We start from the raw sequence: 20,601 nt of genomic DNA, 5'->3' as shown, positions 1-20,601 counted from the left end.
TATACTATGGCGGCTGAAAAGATAGATGAAAATTCAGCTAGAAGTCAAGCTGCTGAATTAAGAGCTAAGTTAAATAAGTGGGCTGATGAGTACTATACTTATGATGCTCCAAGCGTTGAAGATGCTGAGTATGACGCAACTTACCAACGTTTAGTCGATTTGGAAACCATGTTTCCTAATATCGTGGAACCTGACTCACCAACACAAAAGGTAGGGGACCATACATTACCAGGATTTAGTAAAGTTACTCATGACATTCCGATGCTGTCATTAGGAGATGTTTTTCAGAAACTGAATTGGCTAACTTTGTGACCCGATTGACTGATAACGAGGCCGTTAACTTTGAATATAATTGCGAATTAAAAATTGACGGACTAGCGATTTCTCTACGTTATGAGCAGGGAAAATTAGTCCAAGGTTCAACGAGGGGCAATGGTCAAATTGGTGAAGATATTACCGAAAATTTAAAAACTATCAAATCAATTCCTCAAACGCTTACCCGTCCAGTTGATATTGAGGTGCGTGGGGAGTGTTATATGCCTAAAGCATCATTTGTTAATTTAAATGAACAGCGGCAACGAGATGGTAAATCACCATTTGCTAACCCTCGAAATGCCGCTGCAGGAAGTTTACGACAACTAGATTCTAAAGAGACGGCTAAAAGAAAATTAAGTACATTTATGTATAACGTTGCCGATTATGATGATTTGCAAACTAATACTCAAAGTGGGTTACTAGCCGAGTTAAGCGAATTAGGATTCACAACTAACCCAGCTTCAAGAGTTGCCAATTCCATGGCTGAAGTTGATAGTTATATTGACGAATTTAATGAAAAACGTGATAGCTTACCGTATGGAATCGATGGAATTGTAGTTAAGGTTAATGATCTAAATACTCAGCTTAGATTAGGAGCAACAGTTAAAGCCCCACGTTGGGCAATTGCATATAAGTTTCCGCCAGAAGAAGCAAGAACAATTGTTAGAGACATTGAGTGGACGGTTGGTAGAACTGGGGTTGTCACGCCGACAGCTGTAATGGATCCCGTTGAGTTGGCAGGTACCACAGTTGCCCGAGCTTCATTGCATAATCCGGATTACTTGATTGAGAAGGATATCAGAATTGGAGATACTGTTGAACTGCATAAAGCTGGTGATATTATTCCAGAAATTTCGAAGTATTTGCCTGAAGAACGTTCGGCAGATAGTGTGGTTTATGAAATTCCGACCAATTGTCCATCCTGTGATTCTGAATTAGTTCACCTGGATGATGAAGTGGCATTGAGATGTATTAATCCACAATGTCCAGCTCAGCTAACTGAAGGATTAACCCACTTTGCTTCAAGAAATGCGATGAATATTGATGGTTTAGGTCCTAAAATTATTGCCCAATTGTTTGATAAGAAATTATTGGCTGATGTTAGTGGTTTGTATACCATTGGTATGCAAGATTTATTGACTCTGGATAAATTCGGGGATAAGTCAGCAACTAATTTATTAAATTCAATTGATAGCAGTCGAAACAATTCGTTAGAACGTTTGTTATTTGGATTAGGAATTCGACATGTTGGTGCCAAGGCTGCCAGGTTAATTGCCCAAAAATTTAAAGATATTGATGAAATTATCAAAGCTGATGCTTCAGATATTGCAGAAATTGATACAATGGGAATGATTATCGCTGACAGTGTTGCGACTTACTTTTCTCAACCGGAATCCATCGACCTAATTGGACGACTTAAACAAGTTGGCGTAAACATGGAGTACTTGGGCGATAGTCCTGAAGATATCCAAGCCAGCGATTCATTCTTTAATGGAAAAAAAGTCGTTTTAACTGGAAAACTTCAAACAACCTCTCGAGGAACGGCTAGTGAATGGCTAGAGAATCGTGGGGCTAAGGTCACAGGTTCAGTATCTAAGAATACTGACTTAGTAGTTGTTGGTGCTGATCCTGGAAGTAAGTATGAAAAAGCAGTGCAGTTAGGAATTGACATTTGGAATGAGGAGCAGTTTGTTTCTGAAATGAATAAAGAGAATCAATAACGGAGGAAGTTTCAGTGAAAAAAGTATGGATGGCAATTTCAGTTGCGCTGATGGGGATGTTATTAGCAGCGTGTGGGAGTGCCGATAATTTAAATGATAGCGGTAAATCATCCAATTCAACTAAGACTGAATTGACTGGTCAAACTGATAGTGGTTACTATCAGGGAGTTATTAAAAATGGACATTACCAAACAAGTAAGTCTCGGGGCGTTAGCGTCTCACAGGTCTCTAACCAACTAAACATCAAAAGTTTTGAAAACGGTCTATTGAATATTTCAAAGAAGGAGTTTTCAACTAATAAATATGTTTTCCAAGAAGGACAATATTTGTCCACTGGTACGGTTGAGAATTGGCTTGATAGAAAGTCTAAGTCAAACCCTACTGGGCTAAATCCTACTAAGACTAAAAAATCTGGCACATATGTACCTAACTACTTATCGCAAATTAGTGAACAAGATTTTATGACTGCTAATGGTCAAAAAATCTCACTTTCAGGGGTTACAATTGGATTGGCCATCAATTCGGTTGATTATTATACGAAAAAAACTGATGGTCCAACATTAGAGGCAAATATTTCTGATGCTCAAGTTAAGAAGCAAGGAAAGGCTATTGCTAACCGAGTTTTAAAGCGGTTAAGAGCTAAAAAATCACTTAAAAATGTTCCAATCGTTATTGCCCTTTATAAGCAAGCTTCTGATGATAGTTTGGTCGGTGGAAACTTCTTCGCTTATTCAGTAAATGATAGTGGTAAAACTAAGGTTTCTAATTGGACCAATGTTAATGAAAAGAATTATGTCTTCCCAATTCAATCGGGAAAATCCGCTCCAAACAAAAATGATGAAGATGCATTTGACAACTTTAAGTCACAAGTTCAAAATTTCTTTCCAAATCTGAGCGGGGTAACAGCCCAAGCTCAATATAGTGGTAATACGCTGAATGGCATGAATGTTAGCATAACTACTCAGTTCTATAGTCAAACTGAGATTATTAGTTTCACACAATACTTACAACAAGCGGCCCAAAAGTACCTGCCTGGGAATGCCCCAATCGATATCACGGTTCAGTCGACTGATGGAATTCAAAGTTTCTTAAGTAGAAAAACTGGTGAAAAGAACTTCACATCACATATTTTTAACAGTTACTGATATGGTAAAATGTCACTTGTGATTAATTGAAAGGAAGGGTCGAAATGAGCGAAAGAATTTCAGAAGACCAAGTAAACCACGTTGCTGAACTAGCAAAATTAAAGTTGGAAGCAGATCAGCTTCCATATTTCACGAATCAACTAGATAAAATTATCGGAATGTTTGAAACCCTAAGTAAAGTTAATACCGAAGGGGTTGAACCAACAACCAGTGTTAGTGATCAATTAAACACGATGAGAGAAGATATTGCTGATAATTGGAATCAACGTGAAGAGTTACTAGATAATGCTCCAGACGCTGAAAATGGCTATATTAAGGTTCCTGCAATTATCGATGAAAGTGGGGATAACGAATAATGAATTATTTTGATCAATCATTGAGTTCACTTCATGAAAAGTTAGTTAACAAAGAAATTACTTCTGAAGAACTAACGAAACAAACCCTTGCTAACATTGCTGATGTTGATAAAGATATTAATGCTTTCATCAATGTTGACGAAGATGGCGCTTTGAAGCGTGCTAAAGCAGTTGATGAAGCTGGCATCGATGCTGATAACTTATTATCAGGAATGCCAATTGCATTAAAGGATAACTTAGTTACTAAAGGATTTACAACTACTGCTGCCTCAAAGATGTTGGAAAACTTTAAACCAATTTATAGCGCAACTGTTGTTGATAAGCTTGCTAATTTAAACGCAATTAGTATTGGTAAAACTAACATGGACGAATTTGCCATGGGTGGTTCTACTGAAAATTCTGCTTTTAAGATCACTCATAATCCTTGGGACACAACCAAAGTCCCTGGTGGTTCATCAGGTGGTTCTGCTGCAGCCGTTGCTGCTGGTGAAGTGATTGCTGCTTTAGGTTCAGATACGGGTGGTTCAATTCGTCAACCAGCATCATTTAATGGTGTGGTTGGGATGAAGCCAACGTATGGTCGAGTTTCTCGTTGGGGGCTAATTGCATTTGGTTCATCATTAGACCAAATTGGTCCAATTACTAGAAACGTTGAAGACAATGCGACTTTGTTAAATGCAATTGCTGGCCATGATGAACATGATATGACCAGTTCAGATAAGGAAGTTCCTGACTTTACAGCTAATTTAAATGCTGGTGTTAAGGGAATGAAAATCGGAATTCCGACTGAATTTATGGCTGCTGGGATTGACGATGCCGTTAAGCAAACGGTCCTTGATGCAGCGGAAACCTATAAAAAAATGGGTGCGACAGTTGAAGAGGTCTCATTACCGCATACCGAATATGGGGTAGCTGCGTACTACATTATCTCTTCATCAGAAGCATCATCTAACTTACAGCGTTTTGACGGGATTCGTTATGGTTATCGCGCTGAAGATGTGAAGAATCTTGAAGAATTATACGTCAAGTCTCGTTCAGAAGGATTTGGTGATGAAGTTAAGCGTCGGATTATGTTAGGAACATTTTCACTTTCCGCTGGGTTCTACGATGCTTACTTCAAGAAGGCAGCACAAGTTAGAACTTTAATGATTAATGATTTCACCAAGATTTTTAAAGACTATGACTTAATTTTAGCACCTACTGCCCCAACTCCTGCGTATGGAATTGGCGAAGATGTTAGTGATCCAATGACAATGTACATGAATGACGTACTGACATTACCAGTTAACTTGGCTGGTTTGCCAGGAATGTCAATTCCAGCTGGTTTTGCTGACGGACTTCCAGTCGGTGTGCAATTAATTGGTAAGCCATTCGATGAAGCAACGATTTACCAAGCTGGTAGTGCGTTTGAGCAAGCAACTGATTTTCATAAACAAACACCAAAGATGGGAGGAAACAACTAATGAATTTTGAAACAACAATTGGACTTGAAGTCCACGTGGAGTTAAAAACTAACTCGAAAATTTTTAGTCCATCTCCCGTTGAATTCGGTGATGACCCTAACTCAAACACTAACGTTATTGATTGGGGTTATCCTGGTGTTTTACCTTCAACCAACAAAGGGGTTGTTGAATCAGGAATTAAGGCTGCGTTAGCCTTACATGCTGATATTGAACGCCATCCACATTTCGATCGGAAAAACTATTTTTACCCAGATAATCCTAAGGCGTATCAAATTACTGAATCTGAGACACCACTAGGTCACGATGGTTATGTAGAGATTGAAGTTGATGGTAAGAAGAAACGTATCGGAATTCAAGAACTTCATATTGAAGAAGATGCTGGGAAAAACACCCATAGTAATCAATATTCTTACGTTGATTTGAACCGTCAAGGAACCCCATTGGTTGAAATTGTTTCCAAACCAGATATTGCTTCACCAGATGAGGCATATGCTTACTTGGAAGAACTTCGCCAAGTTATCCAATTTACAGGTGTTTCTGATGTTAAGATGGAAGAAGGATCAATGCGGGTTGATGTTAACATTTCAATCCGTCCAGTTGGTCAAAAAGAATATGGGGTTAAGACTGAGCTTAAGAACTTGAACTCATTCAATTATGTTCGTAAGGGATTGGCCTATGAAGAACAACGTCAACAACGACTACTGATGTCAGGTGAAGTGATTCAACCAGAAACTCGTCGTTTTGATGAAACTACAGGTCAAACAATTTTGATGCGGGTTAAGGAAGGCGCTGACGATTATCGTTATTTCCCAGAACCAGACTTACCTGAATTGGATATTTCTCAAGCATGGATTGATTCAATTGAAACAGAGCTTCCTGAGGCTCCTAAGAAGCGTCGTAATCGTTACGTTAATGAATTAGGAATTACTGATTACGATGCGATGGTGCTTACTCAAACCAAGGAGATGTCTGATTTCTTTGATGAAATGGTATCTCAAGGTGCTGATCCTAAATTATCAGCTAACTATCTTCAAGGTGACGTTAACGCCTACTTGAATGATAACCACGTTGATTTGCAAAAAACCGATATTACCGCTGAAAACTTAGCAACAATGGTTAAGTTGATTACAGATGGAACAATTTCATCAAAGATGGCTAAAAAGGTCTTCAAGGCAGTTTCAGAAGGTAAAGAACCTAAGGCATTTGTTGAAGAAAAAGGCATGGTTCAGCTTTCGGATCCTGCTCAAATTCAACCAATCGTTGATGAAGTTCTTGCTGATAATCCTCAATCAATCGAAGATTTCCATAATGGTAAAGACCGGGCCATTGGTTTCTTAGTTGGTCAGATTATGAAGAAGACCCAAGGAAAAGCCAATCCATCGGTTGTAAACAAGTTATTAATTGCATCAATGAATAAATAGAAGGACAGGTAAGGGTATGCGTAAACGTGCCAGAGTAATTTATAACCCAACATCTGGAAGGGAATTATTAAAGCAAAAGCTAGTTGATATTCTGAATATTTTCGAACAAGCGGGATATGAGACAAGTGCTTTTGCTACAACACCAGAGCCCGATTCGGCTAAAAATGAGGCTAGTCGAGCTGGAAAAGAAGGATTCGATTTAGTGGTTGCAGCTGGTGGGGACGGGACCATTAATGAGGTCGTAAATGGGCTTGCCCCATTAAAAAAGCGACCTAAAATGGCCATTATTCCGGCGGGAACGACTAATGATTACGCTAGGGCGTTGCACATTCCCCGTGAAGATCCTGTTGAGGCAGCTAAGGTTGTCTTAAAGAATCAAACAATTCGTATGGATGTTGGTAAGGCTGATGAGAATTACTTTATCAATATTGCAGCTGGTGGATTATTAACCGAGCTGACGTATGATGTTCCTTCAGATTTAAAAACTTTATTTGGATATTTAGCTTATTTAGTTAGGGGAGCTGAACTATTACCACGAATTAAGCCAATTGAAATGAATATTAAGTATGATGATGGTGAATTCAATGGTAAAGCTTCAATGTTTTTCTTGGCTCTCACCAATTCGGTTGGCGGTTTTGAACAAATCGTCCCAGACGCTGCTCTTGATGATGGTAAATTTACATTAATTATTGTTAAAACCAGTAATTTAGTGGAGATCATGCATTTAGCTGCTAAGGTAATTAATGGCGGCAAGCACATCAATGATCCTCGGATTATTTACAAAAAAACCAAGAAGGTCGTTGCCAAACCTGTTAAGAATCGTATGCAGATAAACCTTGATGGTGAGTATGGTGGTGATGCACCAATGAAGTTTGTTAACTTAAACAGCACATTGAAACGTTCGCTAACCTAGACGATATTCCAAATAAGGCGTACACTGATGACAGTGAAGAACTAATTAACTTAGAAAAGACATTTATTGAAAATGTCGATAAGCTTCCAGATAACGATACTGACGATAATAACTAAGAGATAAAATAAGAGATTGCGTGGCGATTACTTTGCTTCGCAATTTTTATTTGGTTAAAGGAAAAGGTGTATACATGAAATTTACGGCCCCAGTTGCCAAGAACGAAACTTATGAAGTAACGATTCAAGACTTAACTTACGAAGGAATGGGTGTTGCCAAGATTGAAGATTTTCCAATCTTTATTGAAAATGCTTTAGTTGGTGAGAAGGTAATTGCCTTAGTTACTAAAGTTAAGAAAAACTTCGCCTTTGGGCGAGTGGATAAGGTATTGGTTGAAAGTCCAGACCGGGTTCACGGAATCGAAAAGGCATATACCCAAACTGGGATCACACCATTACAACATTTGAATTACCCTGCCCAATTGAAATTTAAGCAACACCAAGTTCAAGTTGATTTTGATAAATTAAAGATTCCAGCAGAAGTTAATGAAACTATTGGGATGGAAGATCCATTCCATTACCGAAACAAAGCTCAGATTCCCGTTAGAAATGTTAATGGATTACTATCAACTGGTTTTTATAAGAAGCATTCACATGAAATGATTCCTTTGGAAGACTTTAAGATTCAGGATGAAAGAATCGATAAGGCTGTATTGATTGTGCGAGATGTTCTTCGAAAATTCCAATTGGAAGCATATGATGAACGGAACCATACTGGAGTAGTTCGAAACATCATGGTTCGAGTGGGTAAATACTCTGACGAAATGATGATTGTTCTGGTTACTAGAACTAAGAAGTTACCTAGTGTGGAAGAAATTACTAGAGAAATCAACGAAAAGATTCCTGGTTTAACTAGTTTGATTCAAAACATCAATCCAGAGAAGACTAACGTTGTGTTAGGTAAGAAGAATGTCTTATTAAGTGGAGTTGACCGAATTCATGATCAACTAATGGGACTAGATTTTGAAATCTCTGCTAACTCTTTCTACCAAGTTAATCCTGTACAAACTGAAAAACTTTACCAATTAGCAATTGATAAGGCTGAACTGAGTAAGGATGACGTGGTTATCGATGCTTATAGTGGAATTGGAACCATTTCATTGTCAGTTGCGAACGCAGTTAAGCAAGTTTATGGGGTTGAAGTTGTTGAAGACGCCGTTAAGGATGCTGAAACTAACGCCAAGATTAACAAAATTAAAAATGTTAAGTTCGTAACGAACAAGGCTGAAGAGCAGATGGAAAAATGGCAAGCGGATGGCTTAAAACCAGATGTTGTTATTGTTGATCCACCACGTAAAGGCCTAGCTGAATCATTGATTAAGAGTGTGGCTGACATGAATCCTAAACGGGTAGTTTACGTATCATGTAATCCAGCTACATTGGCTCGAGACGTTAAGTTATTTGGTGACCTTGGTTACCATCTTAACCAGCCAATTCAACCTGTTGATCAATTCCCACAAACCGTTCATGTGGAAAGTGTTTCGGTTTTGGAACGCGCTTAAACCAACGTGTTTACTAATTTTAAAGTATAATAAAAACCGTTATCCCAATGCAATATACGTGGATAGCGGCTTTTTATTTATAATGGAGTGGGGGCATTAAGAACATGAGTGTTATTATCAAAATATTGGGAACATTAGTGGCCATAGAGTTTGTCTATATTTTATATCTTGAAACGTTTGCAACGACATCTAAGCGCACTGCAAAAGTCTTTAATCAAACTCAAGAGGAGCTCGAGCGGCCAACTGTTAATGCATTATTAAAGAATCAAGGGGTTTATAATGGCTTAATTGGTGGCTTAATTTTATTAGCAATTTTTATGTATAATAGTCAGCCTGCATTGCTGATTTTGATGATTTATACGGTGTTAGTTGCCATTTATGGTGGGATAACTAGTAATCCTAAAATTATCTTATTGCAAGGTGGGGTCGCAATGATTACCATGATTGCAATTTTTATTGGATTATAAAAAAGACACTACGTTATTGTAGTGTCTTTTTGATAACTAATTAGTTAGTCTTCAAGTATCTTGCCACAAATGCTGCTAAGATAGCCCCAATTTCGGGAGCGACTAGGAATACCCAGTAGTGAGAAAGAGCTGAGCCCCCAGCGAAAATTGCTGGTCCAAATGATCTAGCTGGGTTTAATGAACCACCAGTTAGATTTAAGGCAATAATAATTAAGAATGCAAGAGCGATACCAATGATCAATCCTGCCATATTAGGATTACCAAATGTTTCGCTAGTAACTAATAATATAATAGTTACAAAAATAAATGTAATCAAGATTTCCACAATAATAGCTGTGAGAGTAGAAATGTTAGGGAAATCAGTTTGCCCTAGTGAGGTACTTGATAAACCTAATGATTTAACAAAGTATAATACAAAACCAGAACCAACTGTCGCACCAACAAATTGAGCAATAATGTAACCAATGGCATTTGTTACATTAATTTTATGGTTGATCAACATTGCTGTTGTAACGGCTGGGTTGAAGTGACCACCAGATACAGCACCAAATGAGTATGCTGAAATGGTGATTGCTAATCCGAAGGCAAGCCCAATGGCTAGAACATCACCCTTGGCAATAACGACAGTACCGGTTCCTAGTAAAACTAGAATCATAGTACCGAAAAACTCTGCGAGATATTTCTTCATGACGATTCTCCTATAAAAATAAAATATTAATGCACGATATATGCTAAATTATTTTGTATCTAGGTGTCAAGAAAAATGCAATTATGCATCATAAATTATCTAGAAATTTCATTGAAGCAATGATAAAAAGACTATTTTTTCAATATAAATTAAATTAGTGCTATCCTTATCATATAGGTAAATTAAGCGGGTAAACTAATTTTAACCAGGGGATAATCATTTGAATTAGTTCACTGATTTTGTTACGGTTGTATCTGTTAATTTATTTTTGGGGACTAATTTAAGCCCTTATAAAAATAAATTTTTTATTTTAAAGAATGTAAGGAGGAGCACATGACAACTAAACTTCAAGTGCAAAATCTTACCAAAATATTTGGTCGCCGGATTGGCCGGGCCCAAGAATTAATTGACGCTGGTAAGTCAAAGGCTGAGATCCTAGAAGAAACCGGATCTACGGTGGGCGTTAAAAATGCTAGTTTTGAGGTAAATGAAGGCGAGATTTTTGTAATCATGGGACTTTCTGGTTCAGGAAAGTCAACGATGATTAGAATGATCAACCGATTAATTGAACCTACGTCTGGGCACATTTTAATTGATGGTCAAGATTTAACTAGCTTAAGCAAGAAAGAACTATTAGAAGTTCGTCGTAAAAAATGAGCATGGTCTTTCAAGGATTCGCTTTACTACCTAACCGGACGATTATTGAAAATACTGCCTACGGTTTGGAAGTTAAGGGTGTTGATAAAGAAGAACGGCTAAAAAAAGCCCATGATGCCCTTGAGTTAGTGGGCCTGCATGGATACGATGATCAATTGCCAACTCAACTATCTGGTGGGATGCAACAACGGGTAGGGTTGGCTAGAGCGTTAGCTAACGATACTGAGATTTTGCTAATGGATGAGGCTTTTTCTGCTTTGGATCCACTTAACCGTAAAGATATGCAAAATGAATTGTTAGATTTACAAGAAAATCTCCATAAGACAATCGTCTTTATTTCTCATGATTTGAATGAAGCTTTGAGAATTGGTGACCGAATTATGATCATGAAGGACGGAGAAGTTGTTCAGACTGGAACCCCTGAAGAGATTCTTACCCAGCCAGCTGATGCTTATGTTGAAAGATTTATTGAAGATGTTGATCGGACTAAGGTCCTAACGGCTGCTAATGTTATGATTCGACCAAATACGGTCAATATTGATAAAGACGGCCCAAGAATTGCTATTCGACGAATGCGTGAAAATGAAATTTCATCTGTTTACGTGGTTAATAGTAAACGTGAATTTGTTGGAATCGTTGATGCTAAGCATGCGTTGGAATTAATTGAAAAGGGTGAACGTAGGTTGGATTCAATCGTTGAAAACAACATCCCAACTACTCAAGAAGATACCCCAATCACTACAATCTTGGATCAAATCTCTAAATCACCATACCCATATGCGGTTGTTGATAAACAAAATCATTTATTAGGAATTATCATTAGAGGTGCCGTTCTTGGCGCAATTTCAGGAAACGAGGTGGCTGAAGATGAATAATATCCCTCAATTACCAGTTTCAGATTGGATCAATAGTTTAGTTAAGTGGCTATCAGGTTTTGAAGGTTTCTTCAACGCGATAACTAACTTTATTGGAGGCATTATTGATGGTTTCCAATGGATTTTTGATTTAATCCCAATTTGGTTATTTATTGTTTTGATTGTTGGATTAACTTATTACTTGTTAAGAGCCCAGAAGCATTGGACATTAATTGGTTTTGAAGTGATTGGATTGCTATATATTTGGAATCAAGGATATTGGCGTGATATGACGCAAACGTTAACTCTGGTTTTGACATCGAGCCTGATTGCCTTAGTAATTGGAATTCCTATTGGAATTTGGATGGCTAAGTCAAATACGGTTCAATTGATTGCTAAACCAATTTTAGACTTTATGCAGACAATGCCGGCCTTTGTCTATTTGATCCCGGCGGTTGCTTTTTTGGAATTGGAATGGTTCCTGGTGTAATTGCCTCAGTTATTTTTGCAATGCCACCAACAGTTAGAATGACTAACTTAGGAATTAGACAAGTACCAACTGAGTTAATTGAAGCGGCTGATTCATATGGATCAACATCATGGCAAAAGTTATTTAAAGTACAATTACCATTAGCTAAGTCAACGTTAATGGCTGGAATTAACCAAAGTATGATGTTGTCATTGTCAATGGTCGTTATTGCCTCAATGATTGGTGCCATGGGACTTGGAAACAAAGTTTACTTTGCGGTCGGTCGGAATGATGCTGGTAGTGGTTTTGCTGCTGGATTAGCAATCGTAATTCTAGCTATCATCTTGGACCGAGTAACTCAGGCAATTAATAAGACACCATCAGATAAGTCTTAGGAGGTGGTTACTATTTTAAAGAAAATCACTAAATTAACGACTTTCTTAGCGTTAGGAATTCTAGCAGTAGTGCTTGCCGGATGTTCAAGTCAGGTTGCTAAATATAATCCTAAGGAGTCAATCGGCAAACAAGTAAACTATACGATTACTGGAATCGATGCCGGAGCTGGAATTATGGCTAGTACTCAAAATGTAATTAAGGATTATGGGCTAGATAAAAATAATTGGCAATTGCAGACAAGTTCAACAGCTGCCATGACTAGTACTTTGGATAAGGATTATCAGAAGAAGTTACCAATTATAATTACTGGTTGGACTCCCCACTGGATGTTCACTAAATATAAGCTTAAATTCTTAAAAGATCCTAAAAATGTCTACGGTAAGGCTGAAGATATTCATACTATTACCAGAAAGAATTTAAAACAGGATAAACCTGAAGCTTATGAGATGCTGGATCGATTCTACTGGACGCCTGCCCAGATGTCATCAGTAATGATTAAGGTAAATAATGGTGAAGAGCCAGCTAAAGCCGCTAAAGCTTGGATTAAAAACAATCCTAAGCAAGTTGCTGAATGGACCAAAGGAATCAAACACGTGCATAACCAATCAATAAAGATGACTTATGTGGCTTGGGATTCTGAAATTGCTTCTACTAACGTAGTGGCTGAGGTTTTGAAATCATTGGGCTACAAAGTAACCATCCAAGCAATGGAGATGCAGCCAATGTGGGCATCAGTTGCTGGTAACGACGCTGATGCAATGGTTAGTGCTTGGTTACCTAATACTTCAGCTGTCTTCTATAAAGATTACCGAAGTCAAATTGATGATTTAGGGATTAATTTGCGAGGAGCTAAGGTTGGATTAGCAGTTCCTTACTACATGACAAACGTTAACTCAATCGAAGATTTAAAGAAGTAATCGCTCTAAAATCAAAGTGTGAACCACCTTAACAGGTAGTTCACACTTTTTTGTGCATAAAATGTATGAACATTTTTTCTATAAAAGCGTTTACATTTGTTCAGGACTCCGATATGATAAATACATAGGAAGAATGAAAGGGGTTACATTTATTATGACACTTACAAATTCAGAACTCGCAAAATATTTAGATCACACTAATTTAAAACCTGAAGCCACTAGAGACGAAATTATCAAAACATGTGAGGAAGCTGCAAAATATAACACGGCTTCCGTATGTGTAAATTCACATTGGATTCCATTGGTTGCAGAACAACTTGAAGATACCGATGTAAATCCAATTACCGTTGTTGGCTTTCCACTTGGGGCAACCAATACTGAAACAAAAGTGTTTGAAGCCCAAACAGCAATTGATGATGGTGCCGAAGAAGTCGATATGGTATTGAATATTGGCGAACTACTTGCTGGCAATACTAAGTTCGTTACTGAAGATATTAAAGCCGTAGCTGATGCTGTACACGAAAAAGGAAAATTGCTTAAAGTAATTTTGGAAACTTCATATTTAAGCAATGATCAAATCGTGGCCGGCTGTAAAGCTTCTGAAGAAGCCGGATCAGATTACGTTAAGACATCGACTGGATTTTCATCTGCAGGAGCTCAACTTGAAGATGTTAAGCTGATGCGGAAAACTGTTGGCGCTAGATTAGGTGTTAAAGCTTCAGGTGGGATTCATTCTAAAGAAGAAGCATTAGCAATGATTGATGCTGGTGCAAGTCGATTAGGAGTTAGTGCTACAGTTACAATTCTTTCATAATCGGGATTTATTTTAGGGGGCATTTTAATGGCTAAGAAATATAAACGTATTTTTGGAATTGTTTTGGATTCTGTTGGAACTGGTGAAGCAGCTGATGCTGCCAAGTACGGTGATGTTGGTTCAGATACCCTTGGTCACGTTGGAGAAGCGTACAAGGGCGATTTGAAAATTCCTAACTTACAAAAATTAGGACTAGCTAATTTGAGAGATGCACCAATTCTAGGGGTAGATAAGGTTGATCAGCCATTAGGATATTATGGCAAGATGAAAGAAATCTCCGCAGGTAAAGATAGTATGGATGGCCATTGGGAATGATGGGCTTACCAGTTGAACAGGCATTAAGTACTTTTCCAAATGGTTTCCCAGATTCGATCATTAGCCAAATTGAAGATTTTTCTGGTCGTAAAGTTATTGGTAATCGTCCTGAATCAGGTACTAAGATTATCGCTGAATTAGGTGAAGAGCAGATGAAGACTGGAGATCTGATTGTTTACACATCCGGAGACTCGGTATTACAAATTGCTGCTCATGAAGAAGTGATTCCGCTCGAAGAACTTTATCGAATTTGTGAATTTGCCAGGTCAATTGTGAATGGACCTGAGTACATCGTTGGACGGATTATTGCTCGACCATATGTTGGTCCTGATAAGGATCACTTTACTCGAACCGCTAACCGACATGACTTCACGTTAGAACCTACTGGGACCACTGACTTGGATTATTTACAAAAGTCCGGGGTTCACACGGTAGGAGTTGGTAAAATCAACGATATATTCTCAGGTCATGGCATTGATGAAGGCTACCATAATGAAAGCAACATGGATGGAATGGATCATGTTGATCACGTAATGGCTGAAGATTTTGAAGGATTCTGCTTCACTAACTTGGTTGATTTTGATGCAATGTACGGCCACCGTCGTAATCCGATTGGATTTGGTCAAGCCTTAATGGATTTTGATCAGCGATTAGAACGGGTATTAAATAACCTTAAAGACGATGATTTGCTATTGATTACTGCGGACCATGGAAATGATCCCGGATTTACTGGTAGCGATCATACGCGAGAATATGTGCCATTACTTGCATATTCACCATCCATGGCTAAGACAGCAAGTTTAGGGGTCAGGGATACCTTTGCTGACTTCGGTGCCACAATCTTAGATAACTTTGAAGTAACTGGTAATCCAGTTGGAACTAGTTTTCTTAACGAATTAAAATAGGGGGCGACACAATGAGTACACATATTGGTGCAAAACCAGGTGAAATTGCTGAAACTGTCTTAATGCCAGGAGATCCATTACGAGCTAAATTTATCGCAGATAACTTTTTGGAAGACGTGGTCCAATATAGTAGCGTCAGAAATATGTTTGGATTTACTGGAACCTATCAAGGTAAACGAATCTCAGTTCAAGGATCAGGAATGGGGATCCCTTCGTTAGCTATTTATACTACTGAATTGATCAAAGAATACGGGGTCAAAACTATTTATCGGGTTGGAAGTTGCGGTGGCATGAGTCCGGATGTTCACATGCGCGACGTTATTCTTGGTCAAGCTGGAACGACTGACTCATCAATCATTGAAAATACGTTTGGTCCTAATGTGTATTATTCTCCAATTGCTGACTTTGAATTATTGGATTCTGCATACCATACGGCCGAAGAGATGGGCATTAAGACTAAGGTCGGAAACATCTTTGCGGCTGATCGATTCTATAATGATGAGATTGATACTCAAAAACTCATCGACTATGGGGTGTTAGCTACTGAAATGGAAACCAGTGGGTTGTACTTATTGGCAGCCAAATACCATATTCGAGCATTGACGATTCTGACAGTATCAGACCATCTATTGACTGGCGAAGCCATGTCAGCCAAGGACCGGGAAACTTCATTTGATGAAATGATGAGATTAGCGTTAAATACAGCTGTTAAAAACATGAAAGACTAATTGAGGTGGTTTGGATGATGGCAAATCGAGATACCGATAAATTAAAATTAAGCCTACGAGTGGCAGAAATGTATTATCAGGACAATGAAAGTCAATCAGTGATTGCAGAATCATTGAACATTTCTCGACCAACCGTCTCCAGACTACTTCAGTATGCTAAGGATGCCGGAATCGTTAAGATTCAGATAATTAATCCAGTTGTTAGCATTCAAGTTCTGGCTGAGAAATTACAAGCTAAGTACGGAATTGAATTTCATGTGGTTCCTAATAAATATGTTGGAACAACTGCAATTCAAGATAGTGTTGGTAAGTATGCGGCCGATTATTTAACTACTATTGTTAAACCTCAGGACATAATTGGAATTGGTTGGGGAAAACGATTCATAGTGTCACTAAACATTTAGATGATCAGTTCGTACCTGGAGTGCGGGTGGTTCAGTTAAAGGGAAGTGTGAGTTTCGCTAATGAAAAAACATATGCTCATGAAAGTGTAGATGAGTTAGCTAAGGCTTATCATGTAACACCTGAATACCTACCATTGCCAGTGATTTTTGATAATGTTACTACCAAACAAATGGTGGAACAAGATCGGTACATTAATAATATCTTGATGTTAGGAAAACGGGCTAACTTCGCTTTATTCACAGTCGGCACAGTTAGATCTGAAGCTTTAGTTTTTCAATTAGGATATTTTGCAGAACCAGAAATTAAGCGGCTGCAAGAGTCTGCGGTTGGCGATATTGTCTCACGGTTTATTGACGAAAATGGAAAAGTAGTCGCTCCAGAAATTGATGCGCGCACTATTGGCATCGATCTAGCTGATCTTAAACAAAAAGAGCATGCGATTTTAGTAGCTTACGGAAATCAGAAGACAGCCGGAGTTCATGCTGCGATTAAAGCTGGGTATACTAATTGTGTGATTCTTGATCAGACCCTAGCTCAATTACTATTAGATTTTTAGGTTTTGCTTTTTTGTAAGCGGTTACCGAAGGCGGAGGAATTTTTTATGAGAATGGTTGATATTATTCACGCTAAACGTTCAGGCTTAGAATTAACTGATGATCAAATTCAATTCTTTGTGGATGGAGTTGTAAGTGGAGACATTCCTGATTATCAGACAAGTGCCTTATTAATGGCGATTTATTTTCAGGGAATGACTGATCAAGAGCAGTCATCATTGACCATGAAGATGATGGAATCAGGTGATCACCTTGATTTGAGTTCAATTCCTGGGGTTAAAGTTGATAAGCATTCAACTGGTGGCGTTGGCGATAAGGTTAGTATTCCTTTAGCTGCCGTCGTTGCAGCGTTAGGGATTCCGGTGCCAATGATCTCTGGACGAGGTTTAGGTCACACTGGGGGAACGTTAGACAAATTAGAAGCGATTCCTGGATATCAGGTTGAAATCTCTGAACAGGACTTTATTAACCAAGTTACCAAGGATAAGTGTGCCATTATTGGAGCGACTGGCAATATTGCTCCAGCCGATAAAAAAATCTATGCTCTCAGAGATGTTACTGATACTGTAGATTCAATTCCATTAATTGCTGGGTCAATTATGAGCAAGAAAATCGCTTCAGGGACTGATGCCCTGATTATTGACGTAAAGACTGGTGCCGGTGCATTTATGAAGACATTGGATGATTCTCGGAATTTAGCTAAAGCCTTGGTAGGAATTGGCAAAGGGGTAGGAATGCAGTGTATGGCAATGATTACTGATATGAATCAACCCCTTGGAAATGCTGTCGGAAATGCGCTAGAAATTAAGGAATCCATTGAGTTACTAAAGAATAATGGCCCTCATGATTTAGTGGAATTAACTACGACAATCGGTGGTTATATGGCAGTGATGGGTAACGTAGCAACGACTCCTGAAGATGGTAAGCAAATGTGTCAGCGGGTAATTGAAAATGGCGACGCATTAGCTAGCTTCAAAAAGATGGTTGCTGATCAACATGGTGATGCGACAGTCGTTGACAACCCCGATGGTGTCTTACCTCAAGCCAAGTACCAAATTGAATTACCAGCCAAGGTGTCAGGAGTGGTTTCGAAAATTGTAGCTGATGAGATTGGAATTGCTAGTATGTTACTCGGTGGTGGTCGTCAAAAAGCTGATGATAAATTAGATTATTCCGTTGGAATTTATTTGCACCATAAGATTGGTGATTCGATTAGCGCTGGAGAATCATTGCTAACGATTTATAGTAACCGAGAAAAAATTGATGATATCAAGGATCTTTTGTACGATAATATTGAAATTTCTGATTCGGCTACGGCACCGACTTTGATTTATGAAACAATTGAATAATTTATTAGCCGCTTGTAATAATACGCAAGCGGTTTTTATTAATTTATAAAAAATATTTTTTGTATTTTAATTGGCTACAATCGTTACCTCCGTAAGTGTGTGCTTAGACTACTAAAAATAATTTCAATAAATTAGTTTGATATTCAAACTAATTTATATTATTATGACTATCGTCCACTAAGGACGCTTTATTTTTACCTAATAGTTTGACATTCAAACTAAATTTAAGCGCACATTTTGCTTAAAAGGATAAGGAGAAATATCAATGAGTGTTTTAGATACGTCTGAGATTATGGATTTAATTCCGAACCGATATCCTATCTTATTTATGGATAAGGTGGACGAATTAAACCCTGGCAAGTCAATTACGGTTACTAAGAACGTAACGATTAATGAAGAATTTTTTCAAGGACATTTTCCTGGTAACCCAGTTATGCCCGGGGTTTTAATTATTGAGGCGCTAGCACAAGCAGCGTCAATCTTAATTTTAAAATCTGAAGAATTCAAGGGTAAGACAGCTTATCTTGGGGCAATTGATAACGCCAAGTTTAGAAAGGTTGTTCGACCTGGCGACGTTCTTAAATTGCATGTTGATTTGGAAAAAGTAAGATCAAATATGGGAACGGTTAAGTGTTCAGCTAATGTTGATGATAAAGTTGCTTGTTCATGTAAGCTAACGTTTATCGTCGCTGATGCTGATCAGAAATTATAGTTTTGGAGGTAAATGGAACTAGTGGCTGATCGAAGCATAGAAAAAAGAAATCCGATTTTAATTTTATTAGTGAGTCAATGATTGATGTGTACGATAGTATTATGAGAATTGAAGAAGCGGAAATTCGTAAGAGTCGTTTTAAAGATATTACTGCCAAAGAACTTCATTTAATTCATGCAATTGGTCTTCATCGCCAGAAAACCACTTCAGAGGTTGCGAATTACTTAAAGCTTAGTAAAGGAACGTTAACAGCGAATATTAATACTCTGGTCCGTAAGGGATACGTAACTAGGATTCCAAATCAAGTCGATCGACGGATAATTAATCTTAAACTTACTGATAGAGGACGTCTTTTGTATCGTGCTCATAGTGCTTTTCATTCAACCTTGGTCAAAAGCGTATTAGACGGATTTTCGGATGACAATATAGAGATAATTGAACAGGTTTTAAAGAAATTATTAGGATTTATTGATGAGGTATCAAATAAATGAAATATGAAAATATTTCCGTGCGCCAATCAGCACGAAAAGTTCCGTCTCGGGTAGTTACTAATAATGACCTAGCTAAAATAATGGCCACTTCTGATGAGTGGATTACCCAACGAACCGGAATTAAACGGCGACATATTGCTAATACAGAGACAACTACTAGTTTGTGTGTTGATGTTAGTCGAGAACTGATGGCAACATCTGATACTAATCCTGAAGAAATTGATTATATTGTCATTGCCACTATGTCTCCTGATTATTTAACTCCTTCGGTAGCTGCAACAGTTCAAGGGGAAATTGGAGCTAAAAATGCCATTGCATTTGATTTAAATGCGGCATGCTCTGGATTTTCGTACGGACTGTCAGTAGTCCAAAAGTTATTAGTTAGTGATGAATCTAAAAAAGCCATTTTAATCGGTGGAGAAGTTTTAAGTAAATTGATTGATTGGCACGATCGTAGTACTGCTGTTTTATTTGGCGATGGGGCAGCAGGAATGTTACTAGAGAATAGTTCAAAAGATACTGGTGCAATTTTAGGCACTGACCTTAACACTTTAGGTGAGTTAGGTAAGTACTTAACGGCAGGTCAAACTGGAGATACGACGCCATTTCAAAGTGAATCAGTAGAATTTAATCGATTTTTCACTATGAATGGTCGTAGAGTTTACAATTTTGCAGTCAAGAACGTGCCACTTTCAATCGAAGCAGCCCTCAAGCAAGCTGGAGTTTCACTTGCTGATGTCGATCATTTTGTCCTACACCAAGCAAATGTACGTATTATAGAGCGAATTTCTGAAAAGCTTGGGGTAAATTTTGATAAGTTTGATACTAACATTAGCGAGTATGGGAATACTGCTGCTGCAAGCGAACCAATTTTGTTCGATGAGTTGGTAAAAGCTGGCAAAATTAACCGTGGTGACATTGTGGTGCTTTCCGGCTTTGGTGGTGGCTTAACAATTGGCACGATTGTTTTAAGGTACTAGATTATTAT

Annotated in this window: 14 protein-coding genes and 6 pseudogenes; 19 read left to right on the top strand and 1 reads right to left on the bottom strand. The window is 38.1% G+C overall.

Annotated elements, in window-relative coordinates; all coding sequences use genetic code 11:
* The first annotated feature begins 6 nt into the window (after positions 1 to 6).
* The 8 genes and pseudogenes from ligA (at position 7) to NBRC111893_RS05490 (ending at position 9,359) form a co-directional block, all read left to right on the top strand.
* Positions 7 to 2,036, top strand: a pseudogene (ligA, locus tag NBRC111893_RS05525) (NAD-dependent DNA ligase LigA).
* Positions 2,037 to 2,050: 14 nt separating this feature from the next.
* Complete coding sequence (locus tag NBRC111893_RS05520; RefSeq protein WP_125008302.1) at positions 2,051 to 3,181, top strand: CamS family sex pheromone protein; 1,131 nt, start codon at positions 2,051 to 2,053, stop codon at positions 3,179 to 3,181.
* 44 nt (positions 3,182 to 3,225) lie between these two features.
* Complete coding sequence (gene gatC / locus NBRC111893_RS05515; RefSeq protein ID WP_125008301.1) at positions 3,226 to 3,537, top strand: Asp-tRNA(Asn)/Glu-tRNA(Gln) amidotransferase subunit GatC; 312 nt, start codon at positions 3,226 to 3,228, stop codon at positions 3,535 to 3,537.
* A complete protein-coding gene (gene gatA / locus NBRC111893_RS05510; RefSeq protein ID WP_125008300.1) occupies positions 3,537 to 5,000 on the top strand; it encodes an Asp-tRNA(Asn)/Glu-tRNA(Gln) amidotransferase subunit GatA in 1,464 nt (487 codons plus the stop codon). Before gatC ends, gatA begins: the two co-directional genes overlap by 1 nt.
* A complete protein-coding gene (gatB, locus tag NBRC111893_RS05505; protein ID WP_125008299.1) occupies positions 5,000 to 6,421 on the top strand; it encodes an Asp-tRNA(Asn)/Glu-tRNA(Gln) amidotransferase subunit GatB in 1,422 nt (473 codons plus the stop codon). The genes gatA and gatB overlap by 1 nt, the downstream gene beginning before the upstream one ends.
* 16 nt (positions 6,422 to 6,437) lie before the next feature.
* Positions 6,438 to 7,450: pseudogene (locus NBRC111893_RS05500) on the top strand (diacylglycerol kinase).
* Positions 7,451 to 7,524: 74 nt separating this feature from the next.
* Positions 7,525 to 8,892 (top strand): 23S rRNA (uracil(1939)-C(5))-methyltransferase RlmD, encoded by a 1,368-nt coding sequence (gene rlmD, locus NBRC111893_RS05495; RefSeq protein WP_125008298.1) that lies wholly within the window; start codon positions 7,525 to 7,527, stop codon positions 8,890 to 8,892.
* Between the two features lie 104 nt (positions 8,893 to 8,996).
* Positions 8,997 to 9,359: a DUF1304 domain-containing protein gene (locus NBRC111893_RS05490; RefSeq protein WP_125008297.1), complete on the top strand. Its 363-nt coding sequence runs from the start codon at positions 8,997 to 8,999 to the stop codon at positions 9,357 to 9,359.
* Positions 9,360 to 9,399: 40 nt separating this feature from the next.
* Here the strand turns inward: NBRC111893_RS05490 and NBRC111893_RS05485 are convergent, their stop codons facing one another.
* Entirely contained in the window at positions 9,400 to 10,047 is a 648-nt protein-coding gene (locus NBRC111893_RS05485; RefSeq protein ID WP_125008296.1) for an MIP/aquaporin family protein, read from the bottom strand.
* 333 nt (positions 10,048 to 10,380) lie between these two features.
* Here NBRC111893_RS05485 and NBRC111893_RS05480 point away from each other — a divergent pair.
* From NBRC111893_RS05480 to NBRC111893_RS05430, 11 genes and pseudogenes are all read left to right on the top strand, one after another.
* A pseudogene (locus tag NBRC111893_RS05480) lies at positions 10,381 to 11,579 on the top strand (quaternary amine ABC transporter ATP-binding protein).
* A pseudogene (locus tag NBRC111893_RS05475) lies at positions 11,572 to 12,422 on the top strand (ABC transporter permease). The pseudogenes NBRC111893_RS05480 and NBRC111893_RS05475 overlap by 8 nt, the downstream one beginning before the upstream one ends.
* Before the next feature lie 3 nt (positions 12,423 to 12,425).
* Positions 12,426 to 13,340, top strand: coding sequence for a glycine betaine ABC transporter substrate-binding protein (locus tag NBRC111893_RS05470; RefSeq protein WP_439957178.1), 915 nt, complete (start codon positions 12,426 to 12,428; stop codon positions 13,338 to 13,340).
* Positions 13,341 to 13,494: 154 nt separating this feature from the next.
* Positions 13,495 to 14,154 carry a deoxyribose-phosphate aldolase gene (gene deoC, locus NBRC111893_RS05465; RefSeq protein WP_125008295.1) on the top strand — a complete coding sequence of 220 codons (660 nt, stop codon included), beginning with the start codon at positions 13,495 to 13,497 and terminating at the stop codon, positions 14,152 to 14,154.
* A 27-nt stretch (positions 14,155 to 14,181) separates the two neighbouring features.
* Positions 14,182 to 15,374 (top strand): annotated as a pseudogene (locus tag NBRC111893_RS05460) (phosphopentomutase).
* 11 nt (positions 15,375 to 15,385) lie between these two features.
* Positions 15,386 to 16,102: a purine-nucleoside phosphorylase gene (gene deoD / locus NBRC111893_RS05455; RefSeq protein ID WP_125008294.1), complete on the top strand. Its 717-nt coding sequence runs from the start codon at positions 15,386 to 15,388 to the stop codon at positions 16,100 to 16,102.
* Positions 16,103 to 16,119: 17 nt separating this feature from the next.
* Positions 16,120 to 17,063: pseudogene (locus NBRC111893_RS05450) on the top strand (sugar-binding transcriptional regulator).
* Between the two features lie 45 nt (positions 17,064 to 17,108).
* Entirely contained in the window at positions 17,109 to 18,410 is a 1,302-nt protein-coding gene (locus NBRC111893_RS05445; protein WP_125008293.1) for a pyrimidine-nucleoside phosphorylase, read from the top strand.
* A 265-nt stretch (positions 18,411 to 18,675) separates the two neighbouring features.
* The gene (gene fabZ, locus NBRC111893_RS05440; protein ID WP_125008292.1) at positions 18,676 to 19,122 is read left to right on the top strand and encodes a 3-hydroxyacyl-ACP dehydratase FabZ; all 447 of its coding nucleotides are present in this window, start codon (positions 18,676 to 18,678) and stop codon (positions 19,120 to 19,122) included.
* A gap of 77 nt (positions 19,123 to 19,199) precedes the next feature.
* A complete protein-coding gene (locus tag NBRC111893_RS05435; protein ID WP_125008291.1) occupies positions 19,200 to 19,613 on the top strand; it encodes a MarR family winged helix-turn-helix transcriptional regulator in 414 nt (137 codons plus the stop codon).
* On the top strand, positions 19,610 to 20,593 hold the full coding sequence (locus NBRC111893_RS05430; RefSeq protein WP_125008290.1) for a beta-ketoacyl-ACP synthase III: 984 nt from the start codon (positions 19,610 to 19,612) through the stop codon (positions 20,591 to 20,593). The genes NBRC111893_RS05435 and NBRC111893_RS05430 overlap by 4 nt, the downstream gene beginning before the upstream one ends.
* Positions 20,594 to 20,601: the final 8 nt, after the last annotated feature.

Origin of the sequence: Lentilactobacillus kosonis (genome assembly GCF_003864335.1) — a bacterium.
In the GTDB taxonomy this organism is placed as follows: Bacteria; Bacillota; Bacilli; order Lactobacillales; family Lactobacillaceae; genus Lentilactobacillus; species Lentilactobacillus kosonis.
The sequence above is the reverse complement of the archived record's forward strand: the minus strand, read 5'-3'. Positions and strand labels throughout refer to the sequence as shown.